The organism is Dehalococcoidia bacterium (assembly GCA_040902535.1).
Classification (GTDB): domain Bacteria; phylum Chloroflexota; class Dehalococcoidia; order DSTF01; family JACRBR01; genus JBBDXD01.
This window is the reverse complement of the sequence record JBBDXD010000014.1, coordinates 42,111-58,395: the sequence shown is the minus strand read 5'-3', so window position 1 is coordinate 58,395 and position 16,285 is coordinate 42,111. Positions and strand designations below refer to the sequence as shown.

21 protein-coding genes are annotated in these 16,285 nt (G+C 64.6%); 5 read left to right on the top strand and 16 right to left on the bottom strand.

The annotated features are described in order from the left end of the window. The first annotated feature begins 16 nt into the window (after nt 1-16). Entirely contained in the window at nt 17-910 is an 894-nt protein-coding gene (locus WEB52_06590; protein ID MEX2226098.1) for a UbiA family prenyltransferase, read from the top strand. Between the two features lie 37 nt (nt 911-947). After that, nucleotides 948-2,144, top strand: coding sequence for a radical SAM family heme chaperone HemW (hemW, locus tag WEB52_06585; GenBank protein ID MEX2226097.1), 1,197 nt, complete (start codon nt 948-950; stop codon nt 2,142-2,144). 16 nt (nt 2,145-2,160) lie between these two features. On the opposite strand, the gene WEB52_06580 is transcribed toward hemW, so the two are convergent. The 4 genes from WEB52_06580 to WEB52_06565 are packed head-to-tail and all read right to left on the bottom strand — an operon-like array spanning nt 2,161 to nt 4,345. Further along, nucleotides 2,161-2,757, bottom strand: a complete 597-nt coding sequence (locus WEB52_06580) for an NTP transferase domain-containing protein (GenBank protein MEX2226096.1) — start codon at nt 2,755-2,757, stop codon at nt 2,161-2,163. After that, nucleotides 2,757-3,623 carry a PhzF family phenazine biosynthesis protein gene (locus WEB52_06575; protein ID MEX2226095.1) on the bottom strand — a complete coding sequence of 289 codons (867 nt, stop codon included), beginning with the start codon at nt 3,621-3,623 and terminating at the stop codon, nt 2,757-2,759. The genes WEB52_06580 and WEB52_06575 overlap by 1 nt, the downstream gene beginning before the upstream one ends. Beyond that, nucleotides 3,623-3,835, bottom strand: coding sequence for a hypothetical protein (locus tag WEB52_06570; protein MEX2226094.1), 213 nt, complete (start codon nt 3,833-3,835; stop codon nt 3,623-3,625). Before WEB52_06570 ends, WEB52_06575 begins: the two co-directional genes overlap by 1 nt. A 6-nt stretch (nt 3,836-3,841) precedes the next feature. Then, nucleotides 3,842-4,345 (bottom strand): GNAT family N-acetyltransferase, encoded by a 504-nt coding sequence (locus WEB52_06565; GenBank protein ID MEX2226093.1) that lies wholly within the window; start codon nt 4,343-4,345, stop codon nt 3,842-3,844. A 149-nt stretch (nt 4,346-4,494) separates the two neighbouring features. Between WEB52_06565 and WEB52_06560 the strand changes: the two genes are divergently transcribed. Together WEB52_06560 and WEB52_06555 are read left to right on the top strand one after the other, a co-directional pair. Then, nucleotides 4,495-5,001 carry a DinB family protein gene (locus WEB52_06560; protein MEX2226092.1) on the top strand — a complete coding sequence of 169 codons (507 nt, stop codon included), beginning with the start codon at nt 4,495-4,497 and terminating at the stop codon, nt 4,999-5,001. Further along, a complete protein-coding gene (locus WEB52_06555) occupies nt 4,988-5,446 on the top strand; it encodes a DinB family protein (GenBank protein MEX2226091.1) in 459 nt (152 codons plus the stop codon). Before WEB52_06560 ends, WEB52_06555 begins: the two co-directional genes overlap by 14 nt. Nucleotides 5,447-5,453: 7 nt before the next feature. On the opposite strand, the gene WEB52_06550 is transcribed toward WEB52_06555, so the two are convergent. Then, a complete protein-coding gene (locus tag WEB52_06550) occupies nt 5,454-5,924 on the bottom strand; it encodes a peroxiredoxin (protein MEX2226090.1) in 471 nt (156 codons plus the stop codon). Next, the gene (locus WEB52_06545) at nt 5,917-7,077 is read right to left on the bottom strand and encodes an SAM-dependent methyltransferase (GenBank protein ID MEX2226089.1); all 1,161 of its coding nucleotides are present in this window, start codon (nt 7,075-7,077) and stop codon (nt 5,917-5,919) included. Before WEB52_06545 ends, WEB52_06550 begins: the two co-directional genes overlap by 8 nt. 257 nt (nt 7,078-7,334) lie before the next feature. Here WEB52_06545 and WEB52_06540 point away from each other — a divergent pair, with 257 nt between their 5' ends. Continuing rightward, nucleotides 7,335-8,105, top strand: a complete 771-nt coding sequence (locus WEB52_06540) for an alpha/beta hydrolase (protein ID MEX2226088.1) — start codon at nt 7,335-7,337, stop codon at nt 8,103-8,105. Here WEB52_06540 and WEB52_06535 read toward each other — a convergent pair. From WEB52_06535 to WEB52_06490, 10 genes are all read right to left on the bottom strand, one after another. Next, complete coding sequence (locus tag WEB52_06535; protein MEX2226087.1) at nt 8,102-8,734, bottom strand: SIS domain-containing protein; 633 nt, start codon at nt 8,732-8,734, stop codon at nt 8,102-8,104. The two genes, WEB52_06540 and WEB52_06535, sit on opposite strands and share 4 nt — an antisense overlap. Further along, nucleotides 8,731-9,696 (bottom strand): ribokinase, encoded by a 966-nt coding sequence (locus WEB52_06530; GenBank protein ID MEX2226086.1) that lies wholly within the window; start codon nt 9,694-9,696, stop codon nt 8,731-8,733. The genes WEB52_06535 and WEB52_06530 overlap by 4 nt, the downstream gene beginning before the upstream one ends. Nucleotides 9,697-9,717: 21 nt before the next feature. Beyond that, complete coding sequence (locus tag WEB52_06525; GenBank protein MEX2226085.1) at nt 9,718-10,737, bottom strand: N-acetylmuramoyl-L-alanine amidase; 1,020 nt, start codon at nt 10,735-10,737, stop codon at nt 9,718-9,720. A gap of 3 nt (nt 10,738-10,740) precedes the next feature. Next, a complete protein-coding gene (locus WEB52_06520; protein MEX2226084.1) occupies nt 10,741-11,142 on the bottom strand; it encodes a hypothetical protein in 402 nt (133 codons plus the stop codon). A 13-nt stretch (nt 11,143-11,155) separates the two neighbouring features. Beyond that, nucleotides 11,156-12,748, bottom strand: coding sequence for a hypothetical protein (locus WEB52_06515; GenBank protein MEX2226083.1), 1,593 nt, complete (start codon nt 12,746-12,748; stop codon nt 11,156-11,158). An 8-nt stretch (nt 12,749-12,756) separates the two neighbouring features. Next, on the bottom strand, nt 12,757-13,266 hold the full coding sequence (locus WEB52_06510) for a hypothetical protein (GenBank protein MEX2226082.1): 510 nt from the start codon (nt 13,264-13,266) through the stop codon (nt 12,757-12,759). A 9-nt stretch (nt 13,267-13,275) separates the two neighbouring features. Beyond that, the gene (locus tag WEB52_06505) at nt 13,276-13,731 is read right to left on the bottom strand and encodes a hypothetical protein (GenBank protein ID MEX2226081.1); all 456 of its coding nucleotides are present in this window, start codon (nt 13,729-13,731) and stop codon (nt 13,276-13,278) included. Nucleotides 13,732-13,794: 63 nt separating this feature from the next. Beyond that, entirely contained in the window at nt 13,795-14,460 is a 666-nt protein-coding gene (locus tag WEB52_06500) for a hypothetical protein (protein ID MEX2226080.1), read from the bottom strand. An 86-nt stretch (nt 14,461-14,546) separates the two neighbouring features. Then, entirely contained in the window at nt 14,547-15,131 is a 585-nt protein-coding gene (locus tag WEB52_06495; protein MEX2226079.1) for an archaellin/type IV pilin N-terminal domain-containing protein, read from the bottom strand. A gap of 404 nt (nt 15,132-15,535) precedes the next feature. Continuing rightward, entirely contained in the window at nt 15,536-16,117 is a 582-nt protein-coding gene (locus WEB52_06490; protein MEX2226078.1) for an archaellin/type IV pilin N-terminal domain-containing protein, read from the bottom strand. Nucleotides 16,118-16,285: the final 168 nt, after the last annotated feature.

Sequence of the window (16,285 nt, the reverse complement as noted above, 5' to 3'; positions counted from 1 at the left end):
GAGAGGCGGAACGCCGATGAAGCCGCAGGCGGCGCCGATGGCGCGGACGGGGCCGGGGGCTGTCGAAGCACCGCGGCGCCCCGTGCAGGCGTTGCGCATCATCCACCCATTCCCAACGCTGCTGAACGTCGCGGCGACGGCAGGCCTCGCCTTCGTCGCCGCAGACGGAGCACCCGATGCGTCGCGCCTGGTCCGAATGATGCTGCTCATGCTCTTTGCGCAAAGTGCGATCGGCACCACGAACGACCTGTTCGACCGCGAGCTGGACGCGCGCACCAAGCCATGGAAGCCGCTCGTCGCCGGCGTCATCCGGCCGGAGATGGCCACCGCGCTCCTGATCGCGCTCGTCGCCGCAACGGCGATCCTTGGCATCACGCTCGGCGTCGCGAGCTTCGCGCTTGCGATGCTGGGTCTGTCATGCGGCCTGGCCTACGACGTCCGGCTCAAGCGTTCGATGTTCAGCGCGGTCCCATTCATGGTCGCCATCCCGACGCTGCCGATCTGGGTGTGGGTGACGCTCGGCGAATGGGAGAATTCGCTGTTGTGGTTGGCGCCGCTCGGCGCGCTCATCGGACTGGCGCTGCACCTGGCGAACACGCTCCCGGACCTCCGCGAGGACGCGCGCTTCGGCGTGCGCGGGCTGGCTCACCGGCTTGGGGCCACTCGCTCTGCAGCGATCGGGTGGTCGTCGTTTGCGCTGGCGCTGCTGATCAGCGTCGCGCTCGTACCGCTGCTCGACTATGAGCTGGCCGTGTACGCGCCTGCCGCCGGGTCTGGCGCCATTTGCCTTGCGGGCGCAATCGCCATCTACGCCGTCCGCAGGGATGACTTCGCGCTTCAGATTGGCTTCGGCGGCATCGGCATAGCCTCCGTGGTCATTGCCGTCGGATGGCTCGCTGCAGTGACGTGAACCTGCTCGCCGGCGAACGTGGCTGCTAGGCTGTAGCGTGATTCTCGACGCCTCAATAGGGCTTTACGTCCATATCCCGTTCTGTACGGCGAAGTGCGGCTACTGCGACTTCAACTCGTACGCCGGCCACGACCACCTGATCCCTGCATACTCGCAGTCGCTGCTGAAGGATGCAGCCCTCTGGAAGGATGCCGTCGGTGCGCGAACGATCGGGACGCTGTTCTTCGGCGGCGGCACGCCGAGCCTCGCGCCCGTCGAGGAGATGGCCCACCTGATGGAGGGGTTGCGCGGGATCTTCGCCTTCGAGCCAACCGCCGAGATCTCACTGGAAGCCAATCCCGGCAGCCTCACGGCGGAATATCTGGGCGGATTACGCGATCTTGGATTCAATCGCCTGTCGATCGGCGTCCAGTCATTCGATGATGAGGAGCTGGTGTCGCTGGACCGCATTCACACTGGCGCCGAGGCACGCGATGCGTATGCGGCCGCACGCGCAGCGGGGTTCGAGAACGTCAACCTCGACTTTATCTACGGCCTTTCGCAGCAGCCGCTCGAGCATTGGCAGCGGACGTTGGAACAAGCGATCGCTCTGAGACCCGAGCACCTGTCGCTCTATGCATTGACGATCGAAGAGGGCACGCCGCTTGCTCGCGATGTCGCACGCGGGCGCGTCGCAGCGCCCGACCCCGACATGCAGGCCGACCATTATGAGTGGACGTTGGACCGCATGGCTCGGGCCGGCTACGACCAGTACGAGATCTCGAACTGGTCACTGCCGGGACGTCGCTGCGAGCATAATCTTGTGTACTGGCGAAACCGGCAGTACCTGGGCCTGGGCGCGGGCGCGCATTCATTCCTTAACGGCGCACGCTTCTCGACCGTGCTGCTCCCGAACCGCTACATCGAGTTGGTGGACGAGTCGGCGGACGAGATGTCGGACGGGCGCGGGGCGATGAAGCATGTGATCGGTGCGGAGTCGATCACCGAAGAGCTCTCGATTGCCGACACGCTCATCCTGGGGCTGCGGCTCAACGATGGCGTGGACATGGCGGCGTTTTGTCGACGCTATGGGGGGACGGTCGATGATGTGCACGGGAACCTGCTTGTCGAATTTGAGGGGTACGGCATCCTCGAACGCACGACGACGCATCTTCGCCTGACGCGACGGGGCCGCTTGCTGAGCAACGAGTTGTTCCAGCGCCTGCTACCCGCGAGTGCATCTGTGCCGGCCTGACTAGCTGTAGTTCCCACTAGCCCGCACCCAATGCACGCTTCGCTCGGTGATAGTCATCGAGCGAGCCGATGCGGATCAGGCCCTGATCCGACTCGACGGCGACCACGCGCGTCGTATCGGGAAACCGCTCGACGATCGACCATTGATCGGCGTTTCCGCGGACGTTGCGCAGCGCTGCAAGCGCACGATCGCTCATGATGAGCGGCGTCCCATGCATACCCCCGAATCCTGGCAGCGTGACGTCTGAGTCACCTTCGGCGTGCGCATCGATCAGTGCGCGCAAGACGGCGGAGGCACGCGGCTCCGCCACATCGACGATGAAGGCGGCGGTGGTACCCCGCACGACTGCCGCCGCGCCCGCGCGCAGCGACGATGCCGCATCGTGCTCCCACAGCGCGTTCACGATCGGCTCGGTGTCTCCTCCCGAGACGACTGGAATCACACGTTCCGCGTCGTGTCCGAGCACGACTTCGATGTCGCGGACACCCGCTGCTTTGAGCTGCGCGATGTGAAACTCGATCAAGGATTGGCCGTCGTTCCACGGAAGGAGTGCGATCGCTGCGTCTGACCAGGGGGCGCGCGCTGTCGCGATGATGATCGCAGCGAGCGCCATCAGCCCGGGAGCAGCAGTTCGCCACGCAGCACGGTGACCGCGTAGCCGCCGACCTGCACCTGCATCTCGTCGCCCGTCCCCGTCAAACGCACGAACACGCGTCCCGGCATCTTCATCTCAATGCCCTGCTCCGCCACGTATTCGATGACGCCTTCGCGCTGCGGCAGCAACCCCAGCCGGGCGATGAGCGCGCCGATGCAGCCGTTGCTACTGCCGGTGACCGGATCCTCCGTGACGCCGGCGCCCGGTGCGAAGGTGCGCACATGCACCTGTGCGTCGGGCTGCTCGGCGCCGATGCAGAAGATCGAGATTTCCTTGCCGGCAAGCGCGCCGAAGTCCGGCTGCACGCGCATCATCGCATCGAGCGACGAGATCTGCGCGAGCAGCCAGAACAGCCCGGTCGACACGTGCTCGGCGTGGACGACGTCCTCGGGGCGCAGCCCGATCCAGGCCGCGATCTCCTCCCGCGTCTCGGTCGCATCCCGAAACGCGGGCCTGGCCTGCGTCATCGTGTAGCGCGGCGGTTCACCTGCACCGATCTCGACGGGAATGACGCCCGCGCCGGTTTCGAGCCGCAATGCCTCGCCAACTGCCAGTGAAACGCGCCCCTCGCTCACGAGCACGTGTGCTGAAGCGAGCGTGGGATGGCCTGCGAAGGGCAACTCGGTGTCCGGCGTGAAGATGCGTAGGCGTGCATGATTGGACGGATCTTCCGGCGGCAGCAGGAACACCGTCTCCGACAGATGTTGGTTAAGCGCGATGCGCTGCATGACGTCCGTCGAGAGGTCCTCGCCATCGACGACCGCCGCCGGATTCCCCTCCAGCGGTACCGTCGTGAAGGCGTCGACGTGGCGGATGGTGCGCATCAGTCTCTCCGCGACCGCATCGGGCGAATGATCCGCCCGAGGGTCGAGAACATGAGTGTCCAGATCAATGCGTTGATGGCAACGGTGATCGGATAGCGGATCCACATCGCTTCGGCAGCGCCCTCCTCCTCAGCGCGCCCCGCTCGTATCCGGGTGAGAAAGAACTGCAGGGCCGCGTTGACGATGAGCAGCCGAAGAAATGTCTTAGACATGGTCGCTCAGAGTTCCTTCGTGTAGACGCGCGTGCGCGATGACGGTTTCCAGGGCGGATACACGCTCGTCTCATGCGTCCAGCCGCCGCGGTCGAAGACCTTGTGCGCCATGACGTTGTTCTCGCTGGTGTGGAGCCAGAGCCGCTGCTTGCCGCGCTTCTTCGCTTCGTGCTCGATCGCTTCAAGCAGCGCCGTACCGACGCCCTTGCCGCGGATCCCGGCAGCGACTTCGATGTTTTCGAGATATGCGTTTTCGCCCGACTGGAACCGTTTCGTGTCCTCGTCGGGTGGGCTCCAGTCCTGATCTTCGCGGAAATTCGTGTGCACGACGGCCCACCCGATGGCCAGACCGTCCTCCTCTGCGACCATTGCGAAGCAGTCGCCGGCCTGCACTGCGGGCTCTAGATGATCCAGGCGCATCCGATCGCGCTCGACGAGAAAAGATTTGAGGGGCGCCTCGTCGCGAATGAAGTCGATGGGGCGGACGGTCACATTGCCGTCGTTTGCCATGAGTTCCCTCCGGCGTGCGATGCCCTCGCGCGGTGGCATGTCGGAAACGGTGCATGATTTTAACTTCTAGGCGCCCACAGGCGGAAGCACAGCCGGCTGTTGGTTGTTAGAATCGCCGAAACAGGGATACGGATTCGGAGATTGCGCCAGTGAGTAGTCTGGTTGAACACGCGCGAATGCTGTTCGCCTACGACAAGTGGGCGAACGCGAAGATCTTCGACGCAGCATCCCACGTTCCGGCGTCGCTGCTCGAGGATGCCGGCGGTGCAGGTGTCGAGAGCATCCGTGGAAGCATGGCGCACGTGCTCGTCGCGCACATCACCTGGTATCAGCGGATCGCGCTCCTGCATCTCGACCCGGTGGATATGACGACCATGGATCGTGTGCGCGCCGGATTCGACGCATCGTACCCACGCTGGCACGCCCTTCTCGACCGGATGCCACCCGACGAGTGGTCGCGCGTCGTCGCCTACCGCGACAGCGAAGGGACTGCGCGCGAACGACCACTCGGGTTGCTCCTGACGCACGTCGTCAATCACGGGGCGGCGCACCGCGGCGAAACCGGTATGATGCTCGCTGCCCACGGCTGGTCGCCGGGAGACCTCGACATCGTGTACTTCTTCGACGAATGGGTGGCTAACGATGGGACTCGCTGATCACGCGCGCCAGCTCGTCGCATACAACGAGTGGGCGAACTACCAACTCCTCGAAGCCGCGCGTGCACTTACCGACGAACAATATGCGGCTCTCGCCGGCGCGTTTGCGCACTTCCTTGGCACCCAGCAATTCTGGCATTCCAATTGGACCGGCAGCGAGTTCGAAGAGGCGAAGCCGCCGACGTTTGACGCATTGCGTGCGGCGTTCGATGCTTCGCACGCAGAGATGCGCGATTACTTCGGTGCGCTGACGGACGAGGGGTGGCACCGTTCCGAGCAGTGGTGGAAGCGCTGGGGATACGACCACCGGCTGCCGCTCGGCGAGACGCTCTTCCAGGTGATCAATCACTCTACGCAGCATCGCTCCGAGATCGCAGGGGTGATGTCCGAGCATGGCGCGTCGCCGGGCGATCTTGATTACCTGGTGTTCAAGCAGGGCTTGTAGCGCAGGCCTACGTCTCCATACCCAACGCCTGGAAAATGGCCTCGGCGCTTGCGAGATTCGAGGGCTGAAATGGCGAGAGCGCCAGCAATACACGGCCGTCGCGATCGATGACGAAGGCCGCACGCCGCGAGCGGCGCGGGTCGCCCTCGTCCACAACGCCGTACGCACGCGCGGCGATAAGGTCCTGATCGGATGCCAGCGGAAACGGCACGCCGTTCAACCGTTCGGCGAAGGCGCGATGCGATTTGAGCGAATCCGCACTCGCGGCGACGACGCTCGCACCGAACTCCCGTAACAGTTCGTACGAATCCTTCAGCAGCGAAACTTCGGTCTGGCACGAAGGCGTGCCATCCTCGACGTAGAACGCGAGCACCACGCGATCGCCGCAGCCGAGCAGCGCGCTCAGTGATACGTCGCCTTCGGTCGAGGGCAAGGTGAAGTCCGGCGCCGGATCGCCGACTTCGATGGCGTCAGGCATCAGTGAGGCCTGTAAACGCCGCTTCCGGCGCGTCCTTCCCCTGCAGGAGCACCTTGATGCGTCCCAGCTTCGCCGGATCGATGAGGTCCAGCACAACGTTTCGTCGCGCGAAGTACTCCTCGATCTGCGGAGACCGATCGTTCGCGATCGCGGCGACGCCTTCGGCGATGCCCAGCCCCACAAGGAATGCCGCCTGGTCCGTCATACCGACGGTGCGGAGACCGGCCGTTTCGCCCGCCATGCGCAGCGTCGTGAAGTCGACGCTCGCCGTCATATCCTGCTTGCCGATGCGCTGATAGGGATCGCTGCTAACGGATTGGCGGTAGAAGCAGAGCAGTGTGCCATCGCGGCGCCAGGGGGCGTATAGGGCGACGGCTTCGTATCCGTAATCGAACGTCAGCACGTAACCGCGGCGCAGCGAACGCGCAACCTCCGCGATCCAGGCGGGCGCATCGAGGTTCGCTTCAGCGTAGCAGTCCATACCGGGCACCAAGCCGAGTGCGTCGAAGTACCCCGTGAGTCGCGGATCCGAGAGGGGGCCGAACTGATCGCGGAAGCCACGGCCGTCGGAGGCTACGTAGACTTCGCGCAAGCCGTCGGCGCTCCGGAACAGGCGATGCACAGGAAACGCGTCAATCAGCTCGTTCGTAAGGATGCAGCCCACGATGTCACGAGGAGAATCGGCGCTCCACTCGACGTAATGATCCATCGCCGCTTCGGATAGGGTCTCATGTTGTGTCGCTTGCGCGCGTGGGCTTCGTTCCCAGATTCGATACCTGAGCGCATCGCCAAAATCGGGCTCCCGTGCGGCCCGCACCAGCACGTCACGAGCGAGCGCGCCGCGGCCCGCGCCTGCTTCGACGACCGTGAACGTTGCCGGCCGGTCGAGGGCGCGCCAGAGTTCGATGATTTGCTTCGCTACGAGCGTCCCGAAGACGGGGTGCACCTCGGGACTCGTGACATAATCACCGGCCCGCGTCGTCACTTCGGCACCGGCCATGTAGTAGCCGTAGCGCGGGTGGTAGAGCGCCGCATCCATGAACTCGCGAAACGTGATCGGCCCGTGGCGCGCGATGCGCGCATGGAGTTCGTCGACGAGAGGTGTGCTTTCCGTGATCGAGGCGAATTCGTCTCGGGAAGGGTGGATGGTCATCGATGAATGTTAACTCAGCCGTCGTTCAGATTCGGGGCAGCGTGCCGAGTCTGTGCATAAGATGAGGAAGGTAAAGCCGGGACAGTCCGTGTCTCCGAAGGCGCCCGTTTCCCCGCCGCCAAAGCTGCCGCCGTCGCTTGGCTGGCTTGGACGCCTCACGCTCTAACACCGTTGCCGTGCCAGTTTGTGCGCCGGGCGCCTGTACGCGAAGATGCGGCGCCACGAGACCTTCGCGCGTTGCAACGGTTGGGGAGCGCATGCCGGTCGTCGACCTCAACGGGATCCGCATCAACTACGAAGAGCACGGTGCACACTACGGTTCACCGATCCTGCTGACGCACGCCTACGCAGCGACGCTGCAGATGTGGAAACCGCAGTTCGAAGGCTGGCGCGACTACCGCGTGATCGCCTGGGACATGCGCGGGCACGGCGGCACCGACAGCCCGCCTGACGAGGCGGCCTACACCGAGAAGCTCACGGTCGAAGATATGGCGGCACTGCTGCGGCACCTCGGGATCGAGAAGGCGGTCATCGGCGGGTTGTCGCTGGGCGGCTACATCTCGCTGGAGTTCTACGTCGCGCATCCAGAGATGGTCAGCGCGCTCGTCCTGTGCAACACAGGTCCCGGATATCGCAAGGACGACGCGCGCGACGGCTGGAACGACTTTTCGATCGGGTACGCCAAACGGTTTGAAGAGCGCGGACTCGAGGGCTTCGGCCGCGGGATCGAGATCGACGCCACGAAGCAGTACCAGCGTTCCGCGGCAGGGTTGGCGTTCGCTGGACGGGGCATCCTCACGCAGCGCGACGCCAAGGTGATCGACGCCATCGAGAAGATCGACGTGCCTGTACTCGTCGTATGGGGCGCCGACGACCAGCGCTATAAGGCGGGCTGCGAGTACATCGCCGGGAAGGCGCCGAACGCGCACCTGGTGACGATCGAGGGCGCGGCGCACGCCGTCAACCTCTATCAACCTGAGCAGTTCAACGAAGCCGTCGTGAGCTTCCTGCAGGAAAACGGCATCTAACCGTCAGAGGGTCTGCGGTACACGGACTCCATGAGCCTGCCGAGCGCGCCGCCTGGCTTATGCTCAAAGTCAGCCGTCGTGTACCCGTGATGCTGGGCGACCGCCAACGCCATCGCATCGCCGATGGCGAGCGCAGCCGCGGAGCTTGCCGTGGGCGCAAGGCCGATCGGGTCCGCCCGCGAAACATTGCCCGGCACGACGACGATGTTCGCAACCAGGGCGAGCGTCGAGCGCGCGCCGTCGGTGATGGCGATGATGGGCAGGTCCATGCGCTTCACCATCGGCAACAGCGCGACGATCTCCGGCGTCTCGCCGCTGTGCGAAATGATCATGACGGTATCGCCCTTGTGCAGCCCGCCTAAATCGCCGTGTACGACATCGCCAGCGTGGAGGAAGGTTGCCGGTGTTCCCGTTGACGCGAACGTCGACGAGAGCTTCCTGGCGACGTGACCGGACTTGCCGACGCCTATGATGCCCAGCGCGCCATGGCTCGTTGCGATCATTTCCACCGCTTCGACGAAGTCATGGCCGATGTTTGCCGCCGCCTCGTCGAGCGCGCGTGCCTCGTTCTTGATGACTTCTCGGGCGAGCAGGATGTGCCGTTCGTGATCGGGATCGAATGTCGTCATACGGTGGCTCCCTTCGCGAGCAACGCCTCGACTTCGTGCCGGTGCGGCATCGATGGCTCTGCGCCGTGCTTCGTAGTCGCGAGCGCTCCCGCGGCGTTCGCGAAGCGCACCGCCTCCGCGAGATCGGCGCCCTCGGCCATGGCGACGGCGAGCGCCGCGCAGAAGGCATCGCCGGCGCCGACAGTATCGACGACCTTCACGTCGAAAGCCGGAACGGGCAGCAGCCGTCCGTGGTCTGCCACCACGGCGCCATCTTGACCGAGCGTAACCACGATAGAGTCGGCGGTCTCCATGCGCGCGAGCCGTTGTGCCGCTTCGAGGCCACTCGCGACGTCGACGCGTGCGTGACCTGTGATCGTCGAGACTTCGATGGCATTGGGCACCAGCACCGACCATGGATGTACCGGGAGATTCTCAATGCGCGATGCGGGGGCGGGGTTCAGGATCAGCGGTACTCCCGTGCGCAGGTCGTGCAGGATGGACGCAAGAAACTCACCCAGTTCGACCGGGCACTCAAGCGAAGTAAGAAACGCATCCGCCTCCGCGAGCGGTTGAGGAATCTTGACGCCATGCACCTCGAAGGTTGGCGCAACCGCAACGATCTCGTCGTAGGTCAATCGCGTGTTCGCCTGCGGCGCCTGCACGATCGCGTTCTCGCCATCACCGTCGACGACGATCGTTGCGACGCCCGTGCCGGCTTCCGGATCGACGGATACGCACCTGCGGTCGATGCCCTCGCGGTCGAGCGCATCCAGGAAGCGCTGCCCGAACTCATCGTCGCCGACGCGACCGATCACGCTCACGCCTGCGCCGAGACGGCGCGCCGCGATCGCCTGGTTGAAGCCCTTGCCGCCGAGGTACGTCGCGAACTCGCCCTGTAGCGTCTCGCCGGGCGCCGGCTGGCGCGAGGTGCGCATCACGAGGTCCATGTTGAAGCTTGCGAGCACCACGATCTTCACCATGGCCGCGATTGTAACGCCAAGCTACTCACCGCGGCGCTCCCGCATAAATACGTCGATGGCCGCTGCGACGTGCCGCGCCAGCAGTTCATGCGAACGCGGGTCGACGAGCACGCTCGCATCGGCGTCGTTCGAGAGGAATAGGAACTCGAGTAGCGCCGCCGGCACCTCTGTCTCCCGCGTCACTACGAACTGGCAGAAGTCGCCGGAATGGTGGCTCTGCGCGTCTTCCTTGATGCCGCGATCTGGCGGGGCGTAACCATACTCGTGCAGCGCGTCCATCATCGCCTGTTGCACGAGCGAAGCGAGCCGCTCGTTCGCGGCGCCCTCCTCGTGCTTGCCGCAATACCACGTCTCGGGCCCGCTGATCGACTTGACGACGGCGCCGTTGCCGTGGATCGCGAGATACACATCCGCATCGACGGCGGACGCGAGCTGCACCCGCCAATACAGGTCGTTGGCGATGAACTGCAGCGGCAGTGGGCCGCCGGGGCCGCGGCCGGCGCCTTCACGTGTGAGATACACGTCGTAGCCGAGAGCGATGAGTTCGACGCGGATCAACTCCGCGTTGAGCTGGTTCGACTGCGCCTCAGTGACGTCGTAGCGGCCGGAGCCGTCGGAAGGATAATGCACTGCGCCCGGATCGCCGCGGCCGTGGCCCGGATCGAGCACGACAACGCCCAGTGACGAACGCCCGGCCGCCGCCCGTTTGCGCGTCACCTCTCCGTTCGCCGGCCGCACCCGCTCGTCAAAGCCGCCGGAGGTCGCCTCGCGAGGCACCGGCCGCGCGATGCCGACCGCGCGCGCCGGCGTCTCCTGTGGCGTCGCAGTCAGGCTCGCCGGCATGGCCGGCTCCACGCCGGCAGCAGTGGTGTCTGAACTGCGTTCGCCGCCAGGGCCAGCGTCATCAGACGCAGCCGGCCCGTCCTGTGCGGACGCGTTCGAAGAGTTCGTGCTCTGCCACGCATACCAGCCGGCAACAGCGGTGAAGACCGTCCAAAGCGCCATGAAGGCGACGAGTGAGCCAAGCAGCCATCGTGGCATCCGCTACGCGGCCTTTCGCCGGTGCTGGAGCGCCGCCCGGGTGGTCTGGAGATCTTCCAGCAGATCCCCCATGTCCACGTTGTCGACCTTCAGTTGCTTGGCGATCTCGGTCCGCTGTCGAAGCGCCGCACTTTCGCGGAACACTTCCATATCGTCCATGCGTTGCTCAGCAGGCTGTGGCTGTGCTTCCGGCTTCTTCACCGGCGCGTTTGTTGCATCGACCAACGAGGCCAGAAACACCAGGTCCTCGTCGTTCGACTCATCGATTTCCTCTTCCGGGTTGAACAGACTGAAGCGACGTGCATCGGGCGACTGTGCTGAGGACGGCACAAACTCGCGCGCTTCGCGGAGCGGCAGCTCCAGAGCACGTTCGTCCGGTTGATCCTTCTTGAAGAAGTTCTTCATATCACCTCCCTAGTTAACCGGTACTGATGTCGTTTTCTTCCAACCCACCGGAAACGCTGCTGAACAAGCCCTGTACCATCGCCGGCACGCCCAACAGCAGCACACCTGAGATGACGAGCATCACGGCCGCATACCCCCACACCTTGTGGTGGTGCCCGCCCGCTGTGACGTGCGGCGACCACGTATCGACGACCGTCAGAAAGATGGTCACGATCAAGGCAAAGCCACGCAGGAACGCGACGTTTGGAGAAGCGAACGCCAGCACGTTCGTGACGTCGATGCCGCCCGTCGTCGTCGGGTCGGTATTGGTCAGCGCTTGCGTCTGGATGTTGTTGAGTTGTTGCGCGAAGACGACCATGACTTCCGTTACGAAGAGCAGAATGCCCACGAGCACTGTGTGCAGGGGCAGCATCAAGTACATGAACGTCTGTGATACGAGTTTGCGGTTCTCTCGCATCAACGAGATTTTCAGCGCGAACAGCGATGAAAGGAATCCGATCTGGTCAGGGTCACCGCCGACTTTGGTCGTGTCCCAGAACGTGCTGACGGAACGGTCGACAAGCTCACTGCCCGTTTCGGAGATGAAGCGGTCCCAGCAGTAGTCAGGGCGAATGCCGTTCCGCAGCCTCACATGCAGACGCCGGACGCCTTGTTCGAGCGATGCCAGGGACCGTTGATTGAGACGGTCCATGCCCTCGGTGACGGTCGTCCCGATCGCGCCGACGACGGAGCCCAGTGACCGCAGGAACGTCGAGATGTCGCGGTCCTGCTGGTCGATGCGCCGATCGTCCATAAACGCCAGCACGCCGACCGGTGCGATCGTGATGCCTGCGGCGACCATCCCCGCGCCGATGCTGAAGACAAGGCCCACGATCGCGCCGAGCGCGGCGCCGGCGGGCAATAACACCTTCGCGATCGCGAACATCTGATCCTGGGTGCGGGACCGGACGGCACGTTTATGCGTCTTCGGCTCAACCGGCGCCGTGCGGTAGATGATCCAGTCACCGAGCGCCGCGACGCCGATCATCATAGTCGCCAGCCCCAGGATGAAGACGGTGCCGACGCTGTAGATCATCATCGATACCATCGAGACGACGACGACCAGTGTGACGGACACCATCAGGGCGACGTACGCATCGGTCCACTTCTTGAGCGACTCCAGGTCGCGTTCGTACTTGCGGGAGTACTGTTCGATCTGGATCTCTGTCTCGCGCGCCAGGAAGACAGATTCTGGCTCGCCCGATGACAGCGAACTCGCGAATCGAAGCAGCAGGCTGTTGACGACGCTGTTCTCCGTCGCGTCGGCGACCAGTTGGCATGCGCGCGCGTAGTCGTAGTTGAGGCGCTGCGCGACCAAATGGACGCGGTGGAAGTAGCCGGACGTTGAATAGCCCAATCCGGCCGTCTTCTCGAACAGGTGCTCGCGGCCGACGTTCGCGGTAGCCAGCGCCGACATATACGTGAGCTGCGTAATCAGGTCGTACTCCATCGGCGCCGGGGCGAACAGGGACGTGGACCGCTGCCAGTTCGCCGCCTCTTCGACGGCTTCGCTGCGGCCCGGGGGCTTCTTCAGGAACGCCGGCATGAGCTTTGTGTAGATCGCCATGCTCGCCCCTATGGCCCGTCGAAGTACGTCTGCACCGTCACGCCCTTATCCGTGCCGACGATCGCCCAGTTAACGCTGCCCGCGCCGACGACCGGGTTCACCCGCACGGTGATGTCCATCGACTCGCCGCTGTTGAGGATGCCCGGCTCGAAGACATCGTCCTGGAAGTTCCCCGCAGTCCACGTGTTCGATGCCAGAGCGCCGCCCGTGTATGGCACCCACCTGTCGTAACGGTCTGTGTTCTCGTCGAAGTACTGCACCACCACATCCATGCCCGCGAAGTCGGCAATCGGCGTTTGGCCGTCGTTCCGCACCGTCAACGTCACGTTGGCGCCGGTACCGTCGATGCTGCTGCCCGTGACGGTAAGCCCGGTGCGGCTCTGCTCCGCGTATCGGCCTTCGGATTCACGCAGCGACATGCCGATCGCATCCGCCCCCAGGAAGCCGCCGCGCGCCATCAGCACGGTGGCCAGCATCATCATCGCGGCGAGCATCAGCGCGGGCAGTCCGTTTTCCACGTCGCGCCCCTAGACCGTGAAGAACTTTGAATTGGCGATGCCGTTCGGGGTCACCACCTTCACGTAGTACGTGGTGCCAGTCGCCAGGTTGGTGTCCGCGTGCACGGTGATGTGCAGCGTGGCCGTCGGCTCCCAGCTTGCGGCGTTCTCGATCTCGTACTCCCAGCAAGGCGCTGTGCAACCCGGGTCACCCTGCGGGATGCGCTGAAAGTCGCCGTCCGGCCCGAAGAAGACATCGACGCGGTCGACCGCCGCCAACGTCGATGAGCCGGTGTTCTTTACCCACACTTCGGCGTCCGGGTCGGCGTCTTGTCCCGTTGCGTGTACGATCTCGATCTGGCTCGAAATACGGTCCTCCACGACGTTGGACGCGGAGATCAACGCGCCGCTCGTCCTGCTGACGGACGGCAGCACGGCGTTCACGACCGCGACGATCGCTACGATCGCCGCGATCGTCAGCATGATGGTCGTGATTGCCTTGTCGATGACGCCACTCCTTCAGCGTTTGCCGCGCGTTCCCTCGTTCGGCTATGCGTGGCGCTGCAGTCGCGAGCCGTAGTCCTGATCGTCGTTCACGAGCGCTTCGAGCTGCCGCAGAATGACGACCGTATCGTTGGTGGAAGGCGCCTGCGCCGGTTCGGCCGTATCCATTTCCGTTATGCGCGAAAGTGCGGTCCGCGCGTCGGGTGTCAGGTGGCCGGCGGCCTCGCACAAGTCCAGCAAGATCTCCAATCGCAGCGGACCCAGGCGGCGCATGGCTTCTTCCGCCCACGCCGATAGCCCTGCGACGGTCAGCAGGCTCCACTGCGGTCGATCCGGCTCGGACGGCGCGATGTGCGCCTGCGGCCTTAACATCACAGGCTCCTTCGAGGGCTCGGGGATGTACGGGGTGCGGGCCGGCGCCGGCTCAAATTCCGGCTGGGGCTCAGCGACGGGTGCAGGCTCCGGCGCGGACGGCATCACGAGTTCGACCTTCGTGGCGGAGGGTGCTGTTGAAATGACGTGGGTTGTCCCGCCGGCCGCCATGCCGCGCGCGTTCTCCATCTCGAACGGGTTCTCCCGCACGAGGATCGCGCTGCGGATCTCGGTCAGGATCTGCTTGACCTCGCCCTTGATGATCTTGCCTTCATCTTCGAGCGTGGCGACCCGTGACTCGAGCTGTGTGACCTTCGTGGCCAACTGCTGGGGTTCCACCGGCACTCCGCCTTTCGCGTGGGTTGCTCAGGTGGGCGGCCGCCCTGCGAAGAGCGGCCGCCCGTGAGACTCGAGCGCGAGTCCCGTTAGTTCAGGTTGATGATCGTCTCCGCGATCGACGCAGGCGTCGTCCGCGAGATCACCAGGTACGAACCGGACGGTGGCTTCACTTCGAGCGTGAACTGTTCGTTCGCGCCGACAGTACACGTCGGGCAGGCTGTCGCCAGGTCGATGTCGATCTGTGCGAGCTCGCCTGCTTCGAGCAGCTCGTCCGCGTCGCCGACCACTTCCGTCGTCGTGTACGTCAGGTCATTGTCCGTCACGGCTGTGTCGATGTACGCGATCACCGTGCGGTTGTTCGCGTCGCTCTGGTCCAGGTTGACCGAGTCGCCGCCGGCCGCGAGCGTCAGACCAAACGAGAGGTCCGTGATCGCCGTACCGTTGGATGTCGCGATCACGCCACCGGTGAGCGACATTGAGCCGCGGGTCTTCTGCAGGCCCGCGTAGACCGTCTCCTTGCCCCGCTCGGAGCTGAAGAGACCGGTGCTCAGGACGACGAACGCGAACACGGCCGCGACGACGACGAACGCGATCAGGACGATGGCCGTCTCAAGACCGGTGATGCCGCGCTCTTCGCTCCCGCGGCGAAAGGACTCCATAAACCGCTTCATTGCATTCCTCCTTGAAAGGAAGTCCGATTGTTCTTCGTCCCTCCGATGGGGACGCGATCGAGGTCAGTCGTTTGCTACTGTCGCGTCGCCACCTCCTTACGAAGCGCGTTTGCCTGTCCTCGGATCGCGTGCAGGCCTGGTGCGCACTCCCTTGCTTCCGTCCGCCCTCCGCCTCAGTTGGGAGTGGCGGTCGGGCCCGGGCTTGCGGCTGTCCATGCCTTCTGCCCAGTCGGTACGTCCAGTACCAATTGAAGGGTCGTGTGGCGGCGCCCCAGAACGCATGGTGAATTCCCCCGACTTCACGCAGCGGGGTCACCTACTCGAATCCTGCGTGACACACGGGCGCGGCGAGCACAGCAAGAGGCCCCGCGCGTGCGGGGCCTCCTGATCCGTGACGTCTGGTCTTAGTTGAGGTTGACGATCGTCTCGGTCATCGAGGCGGGCGTCGTCCGCGTGATGACCAGGTACGAGCCGGTCGGCGGCTTCACCTCCAGCGTGAACGATTCGTTCGCGTTGATCGTGCAGCCGCACTCGGCGGTCATGTCGATGGCGACCTGCGCCAGCTCGCCGGCCTCCAGCAGCTCGTCGGCGTCGCCGACGACCTCCGTGGTCACGTACGTCATGTCGGGCGTGTTCACGGCCGTGTCGATGTAGCTGATGACCGTGCGGTTGTTGGCGTCCGACTGGTCGAGGTTAACGGAGTCGCCGCCGGCGGCGAGCGTCAGCCCGAATTGCAGGTTGGTCACTGCCGTGCCATCGCTCGTGGCGATGACGCCGCCCGTGAGCGACATGGAACCACGGGTCTTCTGCAGGCCCGCGTACACCGTCTCCTTGCCCCGCTCCGAACTGAAGAGACCCGTGCTCAACACGACGAACGCGAAGACGGCGGCAACGACTACGAACGCGATGAGGACGATGGCGGTCTCCAGACCCGTGATGCCGCGCTCCTCACGCACGCGGCGGAAGAAATCCCTAATCCGACTCATTCCAAACCCTCCTGAATGGCCCCGCGGCCTGAGTAATTGCGGTGATCCCTGCACCACACTAGATGCGTCCTGTACGTGAGAAGGATCGTCTGCGCGCATAACGCTGCCACGGTAATCGCACCCCAATCGCGCGGGTGCGCGCACCCGCCGCAGCTTTGGCGCGCCGCA